The sequence below is a fragment of the Paenibacillus mendelii genome (assembly GCF_024498075.1).
Taxonomy (GTDB): Bacteria; Bacillota; Bacilli; order Paenibacillales; family Paenibacillaceae; genus Paenibacillus_Z; species Paenibacillus_Z mendelii.
In genome coordinates, this window is record NZ_JANHOF010000007.1 from 177,715 (window position 1) to 197,009 (window position 19,295).

15 protein-coding genes and 1 other annotated feature (1 of these 16 running past the window's edge) are annotated in these 19,295 nt (G+C 50.3%); of the genes, 10 read left to right on the plus strand and 5 right to left on the minus strand.

What is annotated here, in order from left to right; translation table 11 throughout:
* The first annotated feature begins 176 nt into the window (after positions 1–176).
* Complete coding sequence (locus NNL21_RS21965; protein WP_204820303.1) at positions 177–1,625, plus strand: DEAD/DEAH box helicase; 1,449 nt, start codon at positions 177–179, stop codon at positions 1,623–1,625.
* 61 nt (positions 1,626–1,686) lie between these two features.
* Entirely contained in the window at positions 1,687–1,977 is a 291-nt protein-coding gene (locus NNL21_RS21970) for a DUF6509 family protein (protein WP_204820446.1), read from the plus strand.
* 66 nt (positions 1,978–2,043) lie between these two features.
* Here the strand turns inward: NNL21_RS21970 and NNL21_RS21975 are convergent, their stop codons facing one another.
* Positions 2,044–4,806, minus strand: a complete 2,763-nt coding sequence (locus NNL21_RS21975; protein WP_204820302.1) for an S-layer homology domain-containing protein — start codon at positions 4,804–4,806, stop codon at positions 2,044–2,046.
* 342 nt (positions 4,807–5,148) lie between these two features.
* On the opposite strand from NNL21_RS21975, the gene NNL21_RS21980 reads away from it, so the two are divergent.
* From NNL21_RS21980 to NNL21_RS21995, 4 genes are all read left to right on the plus strand, one after another.
* Positions 5,149–6,933, plus strand: a complete 1,785-nt coding sequence (locus NNL21_RS21980; RefSeq protein ID WP_256555391.1) for a sensor histidine kinase — start codon at positions 5,149–5,151, stop codon at positions 6,931–6,933.
* On the plus strand, positions 6,908–7,651 hold the full coding sequence (locus NNL21_RS21985; protein WP_204820300.1) for a LytR/AlgR family response regulator transcription factor: 744 nt from the start codon (positions 6,908–6,910) through the stop codon (positions 7,649–7,651). The genes NNL21_RS21980 and NNL21_RS21985 overlap by 26 nt, the downstream gene beginning before the upstream one ends.
* A gap of 151 nt (positions 7,652–7,802) precedes the next feature.
* On the plus strand, positions 7,803–9,596 hold the full coding sequence (gene cstA, locus NNL21_RS21990) for a carbon starvation protein CstA (protein ID WP_204820299.1): 1,794 nt from the start codon (positions 7,803–7,805) through the stop codon (positions 9,594–9,596).
* Between the two features lie 338 nt (positions 9,597–9,934).
* Complete coding sequence (locus tag NNL21_RS21995) at positions 9,935–11,344, plus strand: DHA2 family efflux MFS transporter permease subunit (RefSeq protein ID WP_204820445.1); 1,410 nt, start codon at positions 9,935–9,937, stop codon at positions 11,342–11,344.
* A gap of 22 nt (positions 11,345–11,366) precedes the next feature.
* On the opposite strand, the gene NNL21_RS22000 is transcribed toward NNL21_RS21995, so the two are convergent.
* Entirely contained in the window at positions 11,367–12,323 is a 957-nt protein-coding gene (locus tag NNL21_RS22000) for a TRM11 family SAM-dependent methyltransferase (protein WP_256555394.1), read from the minus strand.
* Between the two features lie 222 nt (positions 12,324–12,545).
* Here NNL21_RS22000 and NNL21_RS22005 point away from each other — a divergent pair, with 222 nt between their 5' ends.
* Complete coding sequence (locus NNL21_RS22005) at positions 12,546–13,676, plus strand: glycerate kinase (RefSeq protein ID WP_204820298.1); 1,131 nt, start codon at positions 12,546–12,548, stop codon at positions 13,674–13,676.
* Positions 13,677–13,750: 74 nt separating this feature from the next.
* Here NNL21_RS22005 and NNL21_RS22010 read toward each other — a convergent pair whose 3' ends face one another.
* Positions 13,751–15,217, minus strand: a complete 1,467-nt coding sequence (locus NNL21_RS22010) for a methyl-accepting chemotaxis protein (protein WP_204820297.1) — start codon at positions 15,215–15,217, stop codon at positions 13,751–13,753.
* A gap of 237 nt (positions 15,218–15,454) precedes the next feature.
* On the opposite strand from NNL21_RS22010, the gene NNL21_RS22015 reads away from it, so the two are divergent.
* The 3 genes from NNL21_RS22015 to NNL21_RS22025 all read left to right on the plus strand — a co-directional run bounded on the left by NNL21_RS22015 (position 15,455) and on the right by NNL21_RS22025 (position 17,072).
* On the plus strand, positions 15,455–15,772 hold the full coding sequence (locus NNL21_RS22015; protein ID WP_204820443.1) for an MGMT family protein: 318 nt from the start codon (positions 15,455–15,457) through the stop codon (positions 15,770–15,772).
* A gap of 177 nt (positions 15,773–15,949) precedes the next feature.
* Entirely contained in the window at positions 15,950–16,732 is a 783-nt protein-coding gene (locus NNL21_RS22020; protein WP_256555395.1) for a helix-turn-helix domain-containing protein, read from the plus strand.
* A 61-nt stretch (positions 16,733–16,793) separates the two neighbouring features.
* Entirely contained in the window at positions 16,794–17,072 is a 279-nt protein-coding gene (locus NNL21_RS22025) for a hypothetical protein (RefSeq protein ID WP_204820296.1), read from the plus strand.
* 72 nt (positions 17,073–17,144) lie between these two features.
* Here NNL21_RS22025 and NNL21_RS22030 read toward each other — a convergent pair whose 3' ends face one another.
* Both NNL21_RS22030 and NNL21_RS22035 read right to left on the minus strand, forming a co-directional pair.
* A complete protein-coding gene (locus NNL21_RS22030; RefSeq protein WP_204820295.1) occupies positions 17,145–18,179 on the minus strand; it encodes an LLM class flavin-dependent oxidoreductase in 1,035 nt (344 codons plus the stop codon).
* 31 nt (positions 18,180–18,210) lie between these two features.
* Positions 18,211–18,930, minus strand: a complete 720-nt coding sequence (locus NNL21_RS22035) for a 3-ketoacyl-ACP reductase (RefSeq protein ID WP_204820294.1) — start codon at positions 18,928–18,930, stop codon at positions 18,211–18,213.
* Positions 18,931–19,192: 262 nt separating this feature from the next.
* Positions 19,193–19,295, plus strand: a binding site (T-box leader) (it continues 140 nt past the right edge of the window).

A 19,295-nucleotide genomic window follows, 5' to 3' on the forward strand; every position in this document is an offset into this window, starting at 1 on the left:
GATTAGATGAGTGCCATCTTATTTTACTACATGCGGATAAAATGAGGGGAGATTGTTTTTATTTTTTTGCAGTTCCCTTGAATGGGGTATAATGGAGGGATGCATGCAGCGAATGGGTTGTATAAGCATCTATCCCTATGAGTATGTAAAATAGCATAAAGTAGAAGAGGTATTCGATGAGCGAGAAACGGTTTGGAGATTATACATTAAGTGAGGACATCGTAAGAGCGCTGGATAGCTTAGGATATGCGTCGCCTACGGAGGTTCAACGCGAGGTGCTTCCGGTCGCGCTGGACAAGCGCGATCTTGTCGTGAAGTCGCAGACGGGCAGCGGCAAGACGGCTGCATTCGGCATTCCGATCTGCGATCAGATCGATTGGAATGAAAATAAACCGCAAGCGCTGATCCTGACGCCAACGCGGGAGCTAGCTCTTCAAGTGAAAGAGGATATAACCAATATCGGACGCTATAAGCGGATTAAAGCGACCGCCCTTTATGGAAAGCAGCCCTTTGCCCTGCAAACGACGGAGTTGAAGCAGAAGACTCATGTTATTGTAGGCACGCCGGGACGTGTGCTTGACCATATCAAGCGAGGCACGCTTACGTTGAAGCGCTTGAAATACCTCGTTATTGATGAAGCGGATGAAATGTTGAATATGGGCTTTATCGAGCAAGTGGAAGCCATCATACAGGAGCTGCCGACCGATCGCATCACCATGCTGTTCTCGGCGACCTTGCCCAAGGACATCGAGAACCTAAGCCTTACCTACATGAAGGATCCCGTCCATATTGAGATAAAGGCAGCAGGAATGACGACGGACCGTATCGAGCATTCGCTCATTGAAGTAAAAGAAGCGAATAAATTTTCGCTTCTGCGAGATGTCACCATCGTGGAGCAGCCCGACAGCTGTATCATTTTTTGCCGGACGCAGGAGCAGGTGAATCAGGTGTTTGTGAAATTAGCCGAATTGGAATATTCCTGTGACAGGCTGCACGGAGGCATGGAGCAGGACAATCGATTCGAAGTCATGAAGGCTTTCCGCAGAGGCCAATTCCGTTACTTGGTTGCGACGGATGTAGCGGCAAGAGGGATTGATATCGAGAATATTACGCATGTGATTAATTATGATCTGCCCTTAGAGAAGGAAAGCTACGTACACCGTACAGGGAGAACAGGCCGCGCGGGCAGAGCGGGAAAAGCCATCACATTCGCAACTCCCCATGAGGGCAAATTTGTAGCGGAGATTGAACAATATATCGGGTTTACCATCCCTGTTGCAGAAGCACCGTCCAAAGAGCTGGTGGCTCAGAGTCAAGCCGCCTTCGAGGAGAAATCGGATGCGCAAGCCATCTTCAAGAAGGATAAGAATGCAGAGCTGAACAAAGAAATTATGAAGCTGTACTTCAACGGGGGCAAGAAAAAGAAGCTGCGCGCCGTGGATTTTGTCGGTACGATTGCCAAGATTGAAGGGGTGACGGTGGAGGACATCGGCATTATTGCGATTCAAGATAATGTTTCGTATGTAGATATCTTGAATGGGAAGGGCCAGCTTGTACTGCAAGCGATGAAGAATACAACCGTTAAAGGGAAATTGCTCAAGGTGTATAAGGCCAACCAACAATAGGTTCGTATCGTCTGTGTGATTCGTCGTTAATGAAAGCCATTATAACAGAGGAGATGACATGTTGCTGACAATCAAGGAATACACCGTTGAATCCATTCGGGATCCATACGGCATATTATCGGGTCAACGATATGAATTTAGGTTTGATCTGGACGTTCCCGAGGAGGACGAGCTGTACGTGGAGAACGGCGTATATGTGAAAACGGTCTTTATGGTGGATGGGGAGCAGTCGCGGATTCTCTCCTATCATTTCTATGAGGCTTCGACCGATCGATATCTCGACTTTGATATGGAACCGGAAGAAGAAGAGGCGTTAGCTGCTTTTTGTAAAGAGCATTTGGCGGAGGATTAAAAATAGTAGAAAAAGAGCCGCTCGAATGATGGATCATTCGGTCGGCTCTTTGGCTGTAAGAACTTATTAAGGAATCACTACATCTGAAACTGTAGCTTCAACTTCTTTTACAACGCTTTTGAAGCCAGCATTGTTAGTTACAACGATCTGGGCTACATAAGTTGCAGGCGTAGTCCAGTCGATGTCTACGTAGTTCATGTCTCCGTCTACACCGTGGTGAGCTTGCTTAACTAGAGTACCTAGTTGAGCATTCGCTGGAATCACATTGAGGTAAGTGCTATTTGGATCGTTCCCTTTGGAATAGTTAGTATTTGTAACCATATCGTACAAATAACCATCCCATGACTTGTCCTTGATTAGATCCAAATCAGTAGTCGTATTCAACAGTGGCTGCAAACCCGAGCCGGTTTTTTTGAAATATTTGATCACTACATTCGCTTGGGTAGCAAAGTCGATTTCTTCATTGGCGCTGAATAGCAATGTTAGCCCTTGGTCGTCTACTGACAGAGATGCATTGCTAATAACTGGACCTGGTACCGCAGCTTCAACTTCTTCAACAACACTTTCGTGACCCGCATTGTCGGTTACGATGATTTGGGCTACATAGGTAGCGGCTGTATGCCAGTCAATGGTGACGTAATCCATATCAGTAGAGTCGGTGTGATATCCTTGCTTTACCAACGTTCCCAGCTTGGTTTCTGCCGGAATAATATTGAGATATTGACTGTTCAACTTGAGACCTTTGGAATAATTTTTACCAGTCTCCATTCCGTACAAGTAGCCGTCCCAATCTTTGTTCTTCACGAGGGCACCGCCTGCAATCGAATTGCTGATCGGGTGCAGATCATCGTTAGCATCCTTCGTGAAATACTTGATTTCCACATTTGCGTCGGTATCGAAATCAATTGACTCATTGATGTCGAATTGAAGCAGCAATCCTGTTTCTGGGGATACGGATAACGTTGCATTGTTAATGACAGGAGCAACTTCGTCATCAATAACCGGAACCGTAGCCGTAACTTCCTTCACTGCACTTCTGTTGCCGACATTATCGGTTACGACGATTTGAGCAACATAAGTAGCAGGTGCATTCCAGTCAATGGTTACATAGTCCATGTCTCCATCCACACCATGATGTCCTTGTTTAACCAATGAACCCAATTTTGTGTTTGCTGAAATGACATTTTGATTGGCGGCAATGTTCGCGGTCCCTTTGGAATAGCTAACGCCATTTTCCATACCGTACAAGTAACCGTCCCATGTTTTGTTCTTAACAAGATCCGTTCCAGCAGTCTTATTCTTGAGTGGCAATAGACCTGCGTGGGTTTGTTGGAAATATTTGATTTCTACATTGGCACTTGTACCAAGGTCGATTTGTTCATTGAAGCTGAAAAGTAACGTTAGTCCTTGGTTGTCCACAGTCATTTCAGCGTCATTGCTAATAACAGGAGCCTGTTGATCAGTTGGTGGCGTGGTTGTACCGCCGCCGCCGCCCCAGCCACCGCCACCTGTTACTGGTGGAGTAGTAGGAGTTGCACCTTCAAGTTTCGAAGGCTTCGTTTCAAAGGTCGTATCTTTAGCCAATTCGCTCAGAGTAGCGGAATCAATGGTGCCTGCACCTAGGAATTTCGCTGCTGCTTCAAGAATTAGGCTAATAATTTTAGCTTCTTTGCTAAGGTTTACAGATACTCCCTCGGCAGAAGCAGCTACCGTTGCTTTATCTACGCTGCCGCTAGGAATGTCGACTTTGATTTGAGCGCCAACAATATTCAGGCTTTCAAACGAACCGATCAAAGTTACGAGGGAATCCTTCGGAAGCAGCTTGGACAATTCAACTGCTGTAAAACCGGTTCCGGTGAGGTCGGCTTCTTCAAGCGTTGCAGGTGATTGAACAACCACACTAGCGATGGTCGTTGTACCTTCTGCTACGATTCGAACCGTACCGGTTGCTTTGTCGACAATAACCGTAAGGAGGATGGAGTCTTCGAAGTGGATACTGTTCGCTCCGCCGCCTTTAACGGTGGTGTTGCCCTTAACCGTTACATTCTTCAAGAAGGCATCGCCTTCGCCAATCCCTTTATCCAGTACCAGGTCACCGTTGATAACCGTATTCTGCAAGGTTACGCCTGCTGCAGTAATGGTTACATTGCCGTTGATGACTTGGCTGCCTGTTTCTGGACCATACGTGCCTTCTTTATCGAAGGTTGTGGTCGTCACTCTTAATTTGCCGGCGTTATCCAAAACGACCAATGCTTCAGCGCGAGTCGCCGAATGAGTCGGATTAAAGGCTTGGTTGTATCCGCTCATGATCTTGTTCTCTGCAACTGCCGCAACGGCTGGCTTGCTCCAAGCTGCAATAGTTGCTTCATCCTTGAAGCTGCTCGTGTAGGAGCTCGATGCTTTAAGGTTAAGCAGCTTGGTAACGATAGCCGCGATTTGTTCACGAGTGATCTCGTCATTCGGACCGAATGTGTTGTTCGTATAGCCCGTAATATAACCGGCTTTCACTGCAATTTGCACTTCGCTGTAAGACCAGTTGCTTTCCTTCATGTCGGTGAAGGTAACTTCTGTCTTCTCTGTAAAACCAAAAGAACGGTTAACAAGCGCAACAAATTCTGCACGGGAGATCGTTTTGTTCGGTTTGAACGTGCCATCCTCGAATCCTTTAACGAAACCTTGCTCCAGCCAGCTGTTAATTTGGTTCTCTGCCCAGTGTCCCTTAATATCTGAAGCGGCAGCTGCCCCAAAGGCTGTGCCAATGGAAGAGAGTACCAAGCCTACAGCGAGCAGCAAGCTCAGTACTCTGCGATTTGTTTTCTTAATAGACATTTGTTCCTCCTCATGATTCTCAATAGTAATGGTCTTCTGAATAAGGATAATGTAGTTCCGCAATCGAAAAAATGGTTCATAGATTAACGGTATGTATCGCCTCCTGCATGGACACAGTCCATTTTGCCTAGTGAATATCCATATAGTAAATATGACCCATGTCATAGGAGATGGGTCACCCTATCAATCTAGCACTATTTTACAAATAAGGCAATTGTTTTTGGAGATTTCGTAGAATTAATTCGAAGTCAAATCGCAGAATCGACATTATTCAACCAAAAAACACCAAGTTAGTTTCACAGCTAATTTATATATACTAAATAAAGAGGAGGGAAAGACGCGATGATTCACTTATTGCCTTTGATGCTGGAGCGGGTCGGTCTTCTATTGATCGTCGTCTTTTTGCTCTCCAGGCTGAGAACCTTTCGGAAAATTATTCATAATGAACATGGGTATAAAGAAAAGCTGCTGTTAATTGCCGTATTCGGTGTCTTCGGGATCATTAGTAACTATACCGGCATAGAAGTATACGACGGTCAAATATTGTCGCAGGTTTGGCAGACGGATGTCGATTATGGCAGCGCGATAGCCAATACGAGGGTGCTTGGTGTTGTGCTCGGCGGCTTGCTCGGCGGCCCCCTTGTCGGCACAGGCGCCGGTCTGATTGCGGGGATCCACCGATTCACGCTGGGTGGGTATACAGCCGTTGCATGCGGCTTCTCGACGATATTTGCAGGAATTGCTACCGGCTATATCGGTAACTACCTGCGGAGGAATGGGATCAATACGCCTTGGCGGGCGGTCGCCATCGGTATCATTATGGAGTGCATCCAGATGGGAATCATACTCCTCGTGGCCAAGCCGTTCGATGCAGCACTAGAGCTCGTTCGAGTCATCGGCATGCCGATGATTCTCATCAACGGCTTCGGAACGCTGCTATTCATGCTGATCATTCAATCCATTGTGCAGGAAGAAGAACGGACACGTGCGCTGCAGAGGCATAAAGCGCTGCAGATCGCGGATCAGACGCTCCCTTTCTTCCGGCAAGGCTTAAACCCGGACTCATGCCGGGAGGTGGCTGCCATTATTCTGAGAGGGACTCATGCCGATGCGATCTCGATTACAGACCGGCATCGGGTATTGGCGCATATTGGCGCAGGCTCCGACCATCATATTCCGATGCAGAGCCTCTCTACCCAATTGACGAAGAATGTGCTCGAGCAAGGGCGTATTCTGAAGGCCAAGTCGAGAGCGGAGATCCAATGCTTCGACCCTAATTGCGTCTTACAGGCAGCCGTTGTGCTCCCGCTTAAGGTTCACCGGAAGACGGTTGGAACCTTAAAGCTCTATTTTACGAATGCCAGTCATATGAATCAGGTCGAGCAGGAGCTCGCGGAGGGTCTGGGTAACTTATTCTCGACCCAGCTGGAATTAGCTGAAGCCGAGCTGCAGAGCAAGCTCCTGAAGGATGCGGAGATTAAGGCGCTGCAGGCTCAAATCCATCCTCATTTCTTATTTAATGCCTTCAATACGATTTCGGCGCTTTGCCGAACCGACCCGGAGCAAGCGAGGAAGCTGCTGCTGCAGATGAGTGTATTTTTTCGCAGCAATCTACAGGGCGCGCGTCAAATACTCATTCCGCTGCATAAGGAACTGGAGCATTTAGAAGCCTATTTATCATTGGAGAAGGCACGTTTCCCAGGCAAATACAAGGTCAGTCTCCATATCGAGCCTTCTCTGGAGAAAGTCATGATTCCGCCGTTCACGCTCCAGCCGCTTGTCGAAAACGCCGTTCGGCACGCGTTTACGAAATCGGGTGCCAAGCGCCAAGGGCATATAACGGTCCGCGCCTATCAAGAGGGAGAGCATATGGTGCTCATTACCGAGGATAATGGAAACGGAATCCCTCCAGAGTTAATCGGGCCTCTGGGAAAACAAGCGGTATTGTCCAAAGAAGGTACAGGAACCGCCCTCTATAATATTTGCAAACGAATTGAAGAAATCTATGGCGGTGAGGCTGGTTTTGAGATTGAAAGCGAGTGGATGGTTGGTACCAAGGTAGTGATTAAATTGCCATTGAAGCATAGTTGGGGGGAGCAGCATGTTGAAAGCCTACATCGTGGATGACGAGATGCTGGCTAGAGATGAATTGACGTATATTTTGCGCCGCACGAAACGGGTAGAGGTCGTGGGTGAGGCGGAGTGCATTGAGCAGGCAATCGCACAGATTCATGAATTGCAGCCCGATGTCGTCTTCTTAGATATTCAGCTGGCGGAAGACAACGGTCTTGAATTGGCGCGTCAGCTCTTAGAAACGGCCAATCGGCCAGAGATTGTCTTTGCGACGGCTTATGACGAATATGCGTTGAAGGCATTCGAGCTGAATGCCATTGATTATATTCTGAAGCCCTTCGACGAGAGCCGCATCCATCAAACGGTGGAGAAGCTGATCAAGCTGCATGAGGCCAGAGACAGCAAGCTGCCCGCCCACCCGAAATCCGCTCCGGTGGAACGACCCGAGAAATTGGCGATAAACGTCGAAGAACGCATTCTATTGGTGCAAGTAAGTAAAATTCTGTATATCAGCTCGGAGGAAGGGAAAACTGTAATCGTTGCGGACGATCATCAGCAGTATAAAGTGAACGAACCGCTCGTCACGTTCGAGCAGAAGCTGCAGCACACGTCGATAGTTCGCGTTCATCGCGCTTTTCTCGTGAATGTGGACGGTATCGTTGAGATTCAGCCTTGGTTTCATTCCACCTATAATTTAATTATGAAGGATGGGTCCAAGGTACCCGTCAGCCGAACATATATGAAGGAGCTGAAGCAGCTTATCGGGTTCTAGAGGATTTTCACTTTCCCCATCAACTGCATTCCAGCCCCGGTTTACGGTCTTTCACTCTCCAACTTTGGCGTCTTGTCCTGAAAACGGCCGATTGTTGATTACATCGCGTATGATGGAAAAACAGTAAAGACACCTGGGGAGGTCATAAATAATGAATGCGGTTTCAATCGTTATTGGATCGATTTGTATTCTTATGATTGCGTACCGGATATACGGTACGTTCATGGCGGCAAAAGTATTGAAGCTCAACGACTCCTCGCCGACACCGGCGCATACATTGAACGATGGTAAGGATTATGTTCCAACGAACAAGTGGGTCACTTTCGGCCATCACTTCGCTGCCATCGCGGCGGCGGGTCCGCTCGTCGGTCCGATTCTGGCTGCGCAATTCGGTTATTTGCCGGGCCTGCTCTGGCTGTTGATCGGGGCCGTTATCGGGGGTGCCGTGCATGATGCCGTTGTCTTGTTCGCTTCGATGCGAAAGAACGGAAAATCCTTATCCGAGGTTGCCAAGGACGAGCTTGGACCGGTTGCAGGCTTCTGTACCGGCCTTGCCATGCTGTTCATCATTACGATTACGATGGCAGGTTTGTCGATGGTTGTCCTGCATGCCTTGGAGAATAACCCTTGGGGAACGTTCGCCGTCGGAATAACCATTCCGATCGCAATGGGTGTAGGTCTTTTCTATAAGAAGACCGGCAATTTGAAGCTGGCGTCAACGATCGGATTTATTCTTCTCATGGTCGGCGTCTTCATGGGTCCGTCCATTCAAGATACGGTTATTGGCGAGTGGTTGTCGTTTGATACCCATACACTCGCGATTATATTGCCTGTCTATGCGTTCTTTGCGGCGGCACTGCCCGTCTGGCTGCTGCTTGCGCCGCGTGACTATCTGAGCAGCTTTATGAAGATCGGCGTATTTATCGCCCTTATTATCGGGGTTTTCATTATTAATCCGGCGATTCCATTCCCGGCCGTTACCGAGTTCATTCACGGGGGCGGACCGATACTGCCGGGTCCTGTCTGGCCGTTCATCTCCATTACGATCGCCTGCGGAGCCATCTCCGGGTTCCACGCCTTCGTCGGATCCGGTACGACGCCGAAGATGATCAACCGCTGGAGCGACATTAAAGCAATCGGCTTCGGTGCCATGCTGGTGGAATGCTTGGTTGGGATCATGGCCCTTATTGCCGCTACTGCTCTGCAGCCGGCCGATTATTTCGCCATCAACTCGACTCCGGAGGTTTTCAAAACCTTAGGCATGAATGTGGTCAACCTGCCGCAGCTCAGTGAGGAGATTGGTCTGAACTTGGAGGGGAGAACAGGCGGAGCCGTCACTTTGGCCGTCGGGATGACCTATATTTTCACGAAAATTCCATGGTTCAGCAATCTGGCGCCTTACTTCTTCCAGTTCGTTATCATGTTCGAAGCTGTGTTCATTCTAACGGCTATCGATGCAGGTACGCGGGTTTCCCGTTACCTTATTCAGGATTTCTTCGGTGAGCTGTACAAGCCGCTGAAGCGGGTAGATTGGGTACCCGGCACGATCTTCGCAAGTGCGCTTGCCTGCTTCTTATGGGGCTACCTGCTGTTCTCGGGCGATATCGGCTCCGTATGGGCATTGTTCGGCGTGTCGAACCAATTGATGGCTTCCATCGGGCTGATCATCGGCGCAACCGTCATTCTGAAAATTGCCGACAAACGCCGCTATATGCTCACCTGTCTCATTCCGCTCGCTTATCTGTTCGTTACGGTCAATTATGCGGGTTATTGGATGGTCAAGAACGTCTACCTTAATCCGGAAGCTTCCGGATACAGCGTCTTGAATGCATCGCTATCCATTATTATGCTTGTGCTGGGCGTGATCATCATGGTCGCAGCGATCAAAAAGTGGATCGAGCTCTTTAACTCTCCGCGTGCTAAGCTGGAGGCCGTGTCCTCTTAGACAGAAGAACATCTAAACTCAACGGATTTTCTCACTGGATTAATTCTCTCACTGGTTTGTTCTCTCGCGTGAATATGCAACCCATTCCAACCACTCCATAACAGGAGTGGTTTTTTTCTATTGGATTTGGATGCGAAGGGCAGCCAGCCATAAAATAGATTTTGACATCCTGTTCGCTATATGTTCTTATTGGTAGACTGGTGCGGATAAAATGTAAGCATACTGTAAATGAAGAGATTAATTGGAGGATTGGGAAAGTGGAAGTAACCTTGCAACAAGGCAATCATCGTGAAAGTGATCGTGAAAGTAAGAGTAAGCAATACAAAGTATTACCGATCATGATTTCGCTCTTGATTAGCGGATTTATCGGTATGTTCAGTGAAACGGCATTGAATATCGCAATCAGCGATCTGATGCAGGTGCTGCATATTACAGCTCCAACCGCACAATGGCTGACGACCGGCTATTTGCTGACATTGGGTATCCTCGTCCCGGTATCGGGTCTGCTTCTGCAGTGGTTCACGACAAGGCAGCTGTTTATTGCATCACTGTCCTTCTCGATTGTAGGCACGCTAGTTGCCGCAATGGCGCCGAGCTTCGAGGTGCTGCTTATCGCGCGCGTATTCCAGGCGGCTGGAACGGGTCTGCTGCTGCCGCTTATGTTCAATACAATTCTGATCATCTTTCCTCCGGACAAAAGAGGAGCGGCAATGGGGATCATCGGTCTTGTCATCATGTTCGCCCCTGCGATCGGGCCGACTATCGCCGGCTTGTTGATCGAGCATCTGACCTGGCATTGGATTTTCTGGCTGTCGCTGCCGTTTCTATTGCTGGCCTTGGTGTTCGGCATCCTGTTCATGCAGAATGTCTCTACCCTCACGAAGCCGAGAATCGACATGCTGTCGATTCTGCTGTCCACTGTTGGCTTCGGCGGCATCGTATTCGGATTCAGCAAAGCGGGCGAAGGAACGGAAGGCTGGGGCAATCCCATCGTGATTGCCGCCATCGCCATAGGTCTAATCTCGTTATTGATCTTCTCTTTGCGTCAGCTAAGAATGAAGCAGCCGATGATGAACCTGCGCGTGTTCAAATATCCCATGTTCGTAATCGGCCTGCTTATGGTGTTCTTCTGTATGATGATCATTCTATCCTCTATGCTGATCTTACCGCTCTACCTGCAGAATGGCATGGGATTGTCTGCCTTTACGGCAGGGCTGCTGCTGCTGCCCGGCGGCATTCTCAACGGGTTCATGTCACCGCTCATGGGCTCCCTGTTCGATAAATATGGACCGAGATGGCTCGTCATTCCCGGCTTGGTTCTTGTGGCCGCCGCACTATGGTTCTTATCCGGCATTACAACGGCATCCACGCTGGCATTGATCATTTCGCTTCACTCCTGCATGATGGTCGGCATATCCATGGTTTGGATGCCGGCGCAGACGAACGGGCTTAACCAGCTTCCGCCGGATCTCTACCCAGACGGAACGGCTGTCATGAACACCCTTCAACAGGTAGCGGGAGCGATCGGTACTGCTGTTGCGGTCAGTATCTTGTCGAATGGAATGAGCGATTACCTGGGCAGCTCCGCCAATCCGCTCGATCCGGCCGAGGTGACCAGCGCGATGACGATCGGTTCGCAGAACGCCTTTTTGTTCGCGATGATCGTAACGCTGGCCGGACTTGCCGTTGCCTTCTTTATCCGGCGCGTTATCGTGAGCAAGTCTGCCAGCCGGGCATCGATGCACTGAGGTCAGGCAATTAACACGCACGTCATAGACAAACGATAATGTGGCGCGAGAACGATCCTTTTCTCGCGACCGCATGGTCTGCAATCGTGAATCCGGCACTTGTCAGCATCTCGTCCATCGGTTCATTCGCGATTACGACCACCTTGCTTGCAATTCGGCGTGCATGCTGGAGAATGGAGAACTGCCCCTCGGATGTAATTCTTGAGAAATGATTGTAGGGCATGTCGATAATGGCGGCATCGTAAGTCTCCGTGATATCGGCAATAGATCCCAAGGCAACCTCACAATCATACCCGAAGTGGGCAATGTTCTCGCGCGCTCCACGGGCGATGAACGGATTGATATCACGTCCGACAATGTCGATGCCCATCGAGAGGGCCTCCACCAGCACCGTTCCGATGCCGCAGCAGGGGTCAATCGCCTTGACGCCGTCCGGATGGGGCACTGCAATATTAGCGGCGGCTCTGGCTACACGCGTAGGAAGCGCAATGGAATAACTGCGCGGCTTCTTCTGATGCTGCAGCCAGACCGTTTTGCTTTTGCGATAGTTCCCGAAATACCATCTCCCGCCCAAGGTTACAATGCCGAATACATAATCCGGTTTACGGACGTCGGCCTCCCCGTTAATATGCCAGCCCAGCTCGCGCTCAATGACACGCGCTTCATCGAACTCGATCTTCTGGGACGGCTCCAAATCATTCGTCTTTACATAGATGACTTTGAACGTCATGTCATGCGTCTGGATCTGATCGACCTGTTCCACGATTTCCGCGACACTATCCCCTTCATAAATCACTTCAATCCGCTCCCGGATAAACGGACTTCGGCTGGGATCAATTCCGATCTTACTTCTAAAGAGGTTTGGTGGAGCATCTGCTCCGAAGAAGGAGCGCATCTCCAACTGGCACAAGGAAATCTCTTCATCAGGACTTGCATACGTGTATATGAATGAAGGACGCTGATCATGTTTATATTCCAATGTCGTACCCGCCTTTGTATCTTATAAAATTTCAGTATGTCTCAAACCATATACGTAAAAGACTAGAAAAGCAATTATCGATCATGTGCAGTTCCATTCTTACCTCAAAAGTTTGACAGGTCAAAGAAAGTGAATGCGGTTACAATAAGAGAAGAAGAATAGGCCCGTTGGAGGGGGATGAATGGCGCCTGCACCGGAGCATGAAACGAAAGGATGTAGCCCGTGAAAATTGTCATTGCACCGGATTCATTCAAGGGGAGTCTGTCGGCGGTTGGAGTAGGGAGTGCAATAGAAAGAGGAATCAAGCGGGCTTCGCATAATAGCGTGACTAAAGTGATCCCGATGGCCGATGGGGGCGAAGGCACGGTCGATTGCTTAGTTCATGCCACCAAGGGACGGATGGTTCAAGTGCCTGTCAGCAACCCGCTGGGGCGTGAGATCGATGCTGGATTCGGCATCCTGGGAGATGGGACGACCTGCGTAATCGAAATGGCAATGGCCTCCGGGCTGTACCTGATTGATGCGCATGAACGGAATCCGTTGCATACAACGACCTATGGCGTGGGCCAGCTCATCAAGGCTGCGCTCGATCAAGGCTGCCGCAAATTCATTCTTGGCGTAGGAGGAAGTGCAACGAATGACGGAGGAGCGGGCATGCTGCAGGCTTTGGGGGTCAGGCTGCTCGATGAGCATGGTGAAACGGTCGGCTTCGGCGGAGGGGAATTGTGCAGAATAGCGGAGATCCAGATCGAGGCACTTGATCCGCGAATAGCGGATTGCGAAATCGCCGTCGCTTGCGACGTGGACAATCCTTATGTGGGTCCTAAGGGAGCTTCAGCGGTATTTGGGCCTCAGAAGGGCGCTACGCCGCCCATGGTCGAGCAGCTTGACCAGGGCTTGCGCCACTTTGCCGATCTCATTGAACGGACCTTGGGAATCGCGATTCATGATATACCCGGAACGGGGGCCGCGGGTGGTTTGTCTGGAGGGATTATGGCCTTCTTGAACGGAAAGCTGGAATCCGGCGTATCGGTTGTCGCAAGGGTAATGGAGCTGGAATCAGCGGTTCAAGATGCGGATCTGGTCATTACGGGGGAGGGACAGGTGGATTATCAAACGGCTTCCGGCAAGACGCCCTACGGTGTCGCGCAGGTCGCGAAGAAGCATCGCGTGCCGGTCATCGTCATCGCGGGCTCCGTCGGGGAAGGAATCGACACGCTATACGAGCATGGGGTCTCGGCAGTCGTCAGTATTGTGAACCGGCCGATGACGCTTGATGACGCGATGGTTAGGGCGGAAAAGCTGCTCGAAGAGGCCGCTGAGCAAATCATTCGCATCTATCAGCTTCATTAGGAGGCATTACCTAAAGCAGAACGTCCTTCCCCGCTTATCCACGGCGGGTATAGGACGTTCTGTAATTTGGTCGTTTAACGTTCGGTCATTTTGTTCAGATCCGTCGTCAGCTTGTCCAGATGCAGAAAGCTCTCTACGATTGCTTGAATGCTGCTATCTTGGATATTCATGTTATCGGCCATTTCTTTAATGGAAGCCAGGTTCTCTTCGGTAATTCCCGCGATCGTGATGATCTCATCCGTTATCTTGGTGTATTGGTGGTGCAGATCATCGGCGGAGCGCTGTACTTGATCGGATTGCTCTTCCACTATGCTTGAATTGGCAGCGAGCATTCGCATGGCTTCCGCAACCTGCTTGGCCGCATAGCTGCTTTCTATGACGTTCTGCTGGCCAAGTGTAATCTGCTCGGAAGCCTGGTCGGTCTTCGTTCGAATGGTTTCTAAGATTGTGCCGATTTCTTCGGTTGACTGCCGGGAAGACTCGGCCAGCTTGCGAATCTCACTTGATACGACTGCGAAGCCTTTGCCGTGTTCGCCTGCGCGAGCTGCTTCGATCGCCGCATTAAGGGCAAGCAGATTCGTTTGTGTAGATATATGGTTAATCGTCGCAACAATATCGCTAATCCGTTTGTTCTGCTCATTCAGCTCATTCATCAGCGCCACGGATGCGTCGATTGAGACGTGAACGGAATCCATTTGCTTCTCCAGGGATGCCGCCTCCGTGCTCCCCTTGCTGGTGAGGGTGACAGAGCTTTCCGATAATGACTTCATTTCAGTGGAACGGCTAGCGAGCGACTCCACCGCTTGTTCAATAATCCGAATCGATTCGCTGATATCGGAAATACTGGCCGTCTGCGTCTCCGTACTCGACGAAATCTCCGAGAATGCGGAGGTGACCTCAACGGATATCGTGCTTGTCGAGGTGATGTTCTGCTTAAGCTTCGAGCTGAAATCGTTCAGGAGCTGGAGTGAAGCCGTCACGTTCTCAACAATCGCCTGCGAGTGATTGCGTTCAGCCGTGGCGGTTTCCCGCTGCGCATTCGCTTCCGCTTGGATGCGCTCGCTGAATCTGGCGGAGGCAAGCAGCGGAATCGCGATCATCGCCAAGTACATCAGGATGGTAAGGGGGGCATTATCGCCGAACATCTCGGTCTTATAGGGACTCGCAAACAAATACAAGGTCAGACCGACGCCCAGGAAGCTGGAGAATGCGATGGCCCGGAAATTATTGTAAAGCATCATGATGGCAAGATTCACGAATACGAGGAAATAGGTCGTTAAGACGGGTCCGGTCATGATCAATAGCAAGGTGAGAACCGTTACGATGGAGGCGATAAAATACATCACATATTCGGCCAGCCATCGTTTATAAGTTAATATTGTCGCAGCTCCACAAGTAATCATGCCTACAATAATCAGAACGACTATCGAGCTTTGGGACGCATCCGTCAGCAGATCGACGACAATTCCCAGCACTAACATTCCCCAGATAATGTTGACTAACAATTTGTTTCTACGATGCAATGTGTCTGCCTGCTTCACGTATAAAGTCCACCTTCCAACTAGTTCTTATGTCACATGAAAATAATACCACGTCATGCATGTTGTGCAAGTCATATCCGACTAAAGTTGGTTATCAATCATAATGATTTATCGGTCCTTCTTGCGCTATGATGAAGAGGCGGTCATGAACCGCGCGGAAGAATCCAGATCAGCATGCATGGAACCAAAGGACATTTGAACATGTCCAATCAAACAGCAGGAGGCTTAAGGAGTCTGATGAATCCATTCACGCTTCGAGTCATTGAAATCATAAAGGCCATACCGGAAGGATCCGTCATGACCTACGGACAAATTGCCGCATTGGCGGGCAGTCCGCGGGGAGCCAGACAGGTGGTGCGGATCCTGCATGCGATGAGCAAGGCGCATAAGCTCCCTTGGCATAGGGTCGTTAACGTCAAAGGGGAAATCGCGATTCAAGAGGAGGAGTCCCGGTTGAAGCAGATTCTCTATTTGAACAGCGAAGGGGTGATTGCAGACGAGGAGGGGCGGATTGAGCTAGCCAGATACCAGTTCATTCCCGGGTCTTCTGAGTAGAGGGGAGTAGACACATTCCATCCAACTGCAGGCAGGGAAATTCAACGGCCGGTTGAGCATGTTGAGCACGGCTCCATGCCGCAATTGTCCCCTGCATCTTATACTATAGCCGAGGGAAGGAATCGGAACCGTTTCGAACCCGACCACTCAACAAGATCATGAAAAGGGGTGCTGCAGATGTCTATAATGCAGGAGGCAGGTAAGCGGATCGCTCTGCTTCGGTATCGCAAAGGATTGACGCAGGAGCAGTTAGGGCAGCAGTTGAACGTGTCCGGCCAAGCGGTATCGAAGTGGGAGAACGGGGATTCGCTGCCCGATACAAAACTATTAGTACATCTCGCGCGAACGTTAGAGTGTACAATTGATCATTTGCTGGGCGCGGATCGCAATGGCGGAATCAACCGACTTCTGCCGACAATCGAGGCTGAAATGAGGGGCATGGCGCCCAGCCAGAGAATGGATATGGCGTTCAGAATGTGCCATATGATCGATGAAGCGTCCTATGCTCATGTGAAGTCTGCAAGGACGGAGAAGGACGTATTCGAGCAGGATCTCCCGTTTGTACATGCCGGTCCTGAAGGAATCACGGTCTGGTGGAAAGGAAAGCTGCACTGCAGTGTTACCGTTGAGGCATTAAAAGAAACGGAGAGCATCTGGAAGGACGGTCATCTGCCATTCGATCTTTTTCCCGCACAGTGGAATGCCTTACTGCCTGTACTTCTTTCGCAGAAGAACTATTTCAATGCCAATGTGCCGATCGCGGCAGCCGCACCTCAGGAAGATGACTCGATCAAGGATCATGCTGCCTCAACCGTCGGTGAATGGATGAACGCAGGGTTGTTAGAGCAAGTAAGGGGCGGATACAAGATGGGCATACAAGCAGAAGTGCTGCTTCGGCTGCTCGCCGTTCATCTTCATGCGGTCGGCAAGCCCGGCTGCATCTCCCATACATCGGCTTAGGCAGTATGGCGTACCATATGGTACAATAGCATACGATCACAATATAGGAGATGAACAACCGATGAGCGAGCAGATCAATGAGCAAGAGATGGTTCAATATATAGCCGGCAAGACAAAAGCAAGCGCGGCAAGCATCCAGCTGGTGCTGAAGCATGAATTGAGCTTCATCAACAACGCGAAAGCGGACGCAAAGGGCGAGATCGATATCGACAGCGACGAGCTCGTCGATTATGTGCTGAGCAGACCGGACGTCAAGCTGGACGAGCTGACCGTCGAGACGATCCTGGATGCCGAGATGGAATATCTGATGGATAAGGGACTGGCAGGTTACGTGGATTAAACGCCAGAGCCGTTATACCGCAGAAAGCCGGAAGCAGATGCTTCCGGCTTTCTCTATAGTTTAAACCAAATATCAGGACTCTTTAACTGCTTCGGCGAGCAGTTGATAAGACCGAAGACGGGCCTGATGATCATAGATTTGAGCAGTCACAATGAGTTCATCCGCCTGCGTCTCTTGAAGGACCTGCTTCAAGCGCGAGCGAACGGTATCCTTGCTGCCGGCAGCGGAATAGCTGTGCTTACCCTGGACCAATGCTTGCTCCTGGGGGCTCCACAGTCCGTCCATGCTTGGCACGGGGGGATTAAGCTTGCCGGGCCGGCCGCGAATGAGGTTCAGGAACTGCTGCTGCTGGGAGGTTGCCAGCATTCGCGCCTCTTCATCCGTGTCCGCCACAACGACGTTCAGGCCAACCATGGCATAAGGCTGGTCCAGTACTTCCGAAGGGCGGAAGCTATTGCGATACAGCTCGAGAGCTGGCAGCAGGTACTCCGGCGCAAAGTGGCTGGCGAATGAGAAGGGAAGACCGAGCATCCCAGCCAGCTGAGCACTGAATCCGCTGGATCCGAGCAGCCAAATCGGAATATGGAGACCCTCGCCGGGAGTGGCTCGAAGCCCGGTGACACCCGATTCGCTTGCCGGCTTCAGATAGGAACGCAGCTCGCTTAACTGTTCCGGGAAATTCTGGCCGTCGCTGTCAAGGCCGCGGCGAAGTGCTCGAGCAGTCAGTTGATCAGAGCCGGGAGCTCTTCCCAACCCCAAGTCGATCCGTCCCGGATACATCGATTCCAATGTGCCGAACTGCTCGGCAATGACCAGCGGAGCATGGTTGGGCAGCATGATCCCGCCGGATCCTACGCGGATCCGCTGTGTACCGGCTGCAACATAGCCAATCACGACAGAGGTAGCCGAGCTCGCTATCCCCGGCATATTGTGATGCTCGGCTAGCCAAAAACGATTATAGCCTAATTTCTCCACGTGACGGGCTAGATCCAGCGTATTCCGGAAGGAATCGGCGGGCGTCCCGCCCTCGATAACGGGAGCAAGGTCCAAGACGGATAAGGGGATCTCATGAAGCTCCTTGATTGGTTTCGATTGTTCGTTAGCCATCTACTATACCTCCTTAGTACGCGCCTGAAGGTTATTGCGGGTTCGTCGACCAAATACCGGCTGTTTTAATAAACACGCGCTGCGGCAGCTTCAAGGTGGCCAGAATCAGATCCGACACATCCTCCGGCTGCATCATGCGATCCTCGGTGCCGATCGAAAGCCCTGCATTAACCGCCAGTTCCGTATTGACGGTGCTCGGTGTAAGTGCGGTGACGCGGATATTGAATTTGCGGACCTCTTGAAGAACGGATTCCGTTAGACCGAGAACGCCGAACTTGGAGGCGCAGTAGGCGGAGCCGGTAGCAAATCCCCGTTCGCCGGCGGTGGAGGCTACATTAATAATGCTCCCGCTGTTCTGTTCGATCATCGTTGGCAGTACGGCGCGAGTGACATAATACGTTCCCATAAGGTTTGTTTGAATGATCTGCTCCCATTGGCCTGGCTCCATGTCGATTAGCGTGCCAAACTGAGCAATGCCGGCATTGTTCAGCAGAATATCGATGGATCCGAGCTTGGTGGCTAGTGTATGGATGGCGGTATCGACTTCCTCTTTATTCGATACATCGGCCGAAGCATAATAAACGTTGATTCCGTATGTGTTCGTCAGATCCGTCTGAAGGGCTTCCAGATCGGCGCTGCTTCTGGCAAGCAGACCAAGATTGACACCTTCCTTGGCTAGAGCGATCGCTGCTGCTTTCCCTATGCCCTTGCCGGCTCCGGTTATAATGGCTGTCTTATTCCTCAGTTCCATGAACATCTCTCCTATCGATATCTCTAGATCCATCCTGACGTATTGTTCCCCTAGAGCTAGAACATTTACCCTTGCGATAAGAGCTTCAATTAGGGTGAATGCATTCATTATCGTGCTGTAATAAGTATAGTAACACCAAAAGAGGAAGTCAACCGTACACGTTTTGGTTACAGTTATAAGAGAGGGGAAAACCCCGGGATAGCCAAGAAAAATTTATTGACAGAAAATTCTAACGATTATAAACTGGAAAGAAATTTAGATCAAATATGCGATGAAGAGGACATATCGGTCCTACGTAAGCTGTGCAGAGAGCTGCAGGTTGGTGCGAAGCAGACAGCGGCGGGATCCGAACAATCACCTCGGAG

Coding starts and splice junctions, on each gene's coding strand:
- NNL21_RS22035 (WP_204820294.1), bottom strand. CDS start 18,930: ATGGAACTGAGGAATAAGACAGCCATTATAACCGGAGCCGGCAAGGGC.
- NNL21_RS22025 (WP_204820296.1), top strand. CDS start 16,794: ATGAGCGAGCAGATCAATGAGCAAGAGATGGTTCAATATATAGCCGGC.
- NNL21_RS21985 (WP_204820300.1), top strand. CDS start 6,908: ATGTTGAAAGCCTACATCGTGGATGACGAGATGCTGGCTAGAGATGAA.
- NNL21_RS22030 (WP_204820295.1), bottom strand. CDS start 18,179: ATGGCTAACGAACAATCGAAACCAATCAAGGAGCTTCATGAGATCCCC.
- NNL21_RS21965 (WP_204820303.1), top strand. CDS start 177: ATGAGCGAGAAACGGTTTGGAGATTATACATTAAGTGAGGACATCGTA.
- NNL21_RS22015 (WP_204820443.1), top strand. CDS start 15,455: ATGAATCCATTCACGCTTCGAGTCATTGAAATCATAAAGGCCATACCG.
- NNL21_RS21995 (WP_204820445.1), top strand. CDS start 9,935: ATGATTTCGCTCTTGATTAGCGGATTTATCGGTATGTTCAGTGAAACG.
- NNL21_RS21980 (WP_256555391.1), top strand. CDS start 5,149: ATGATTCACTTATTGCCTTTGATGCTGGAGCGGGTCGGTCTTCTATTG.
- NNL21_RS22020 (WP_256555395.1), top strand. CDS start 15,950: ATGTCTATAATGCAGGAGGCAGGTAAGCGGATCGCTCTGCTTCGGTAT.
- cstA (WP_204820299.1), top strand. CDS start 7,803: ATGAATGCGGTTTCAATCGTTATTGGATCGATTTGTATTCTTATGATT.
- NNL21_RS21975 (WP_204820302.1), bottom strand. CDS start 4,806: ATGTCTATTAAGAAAACAAATCGCAGAGTACTGAGCTTGCTGCTCGCT.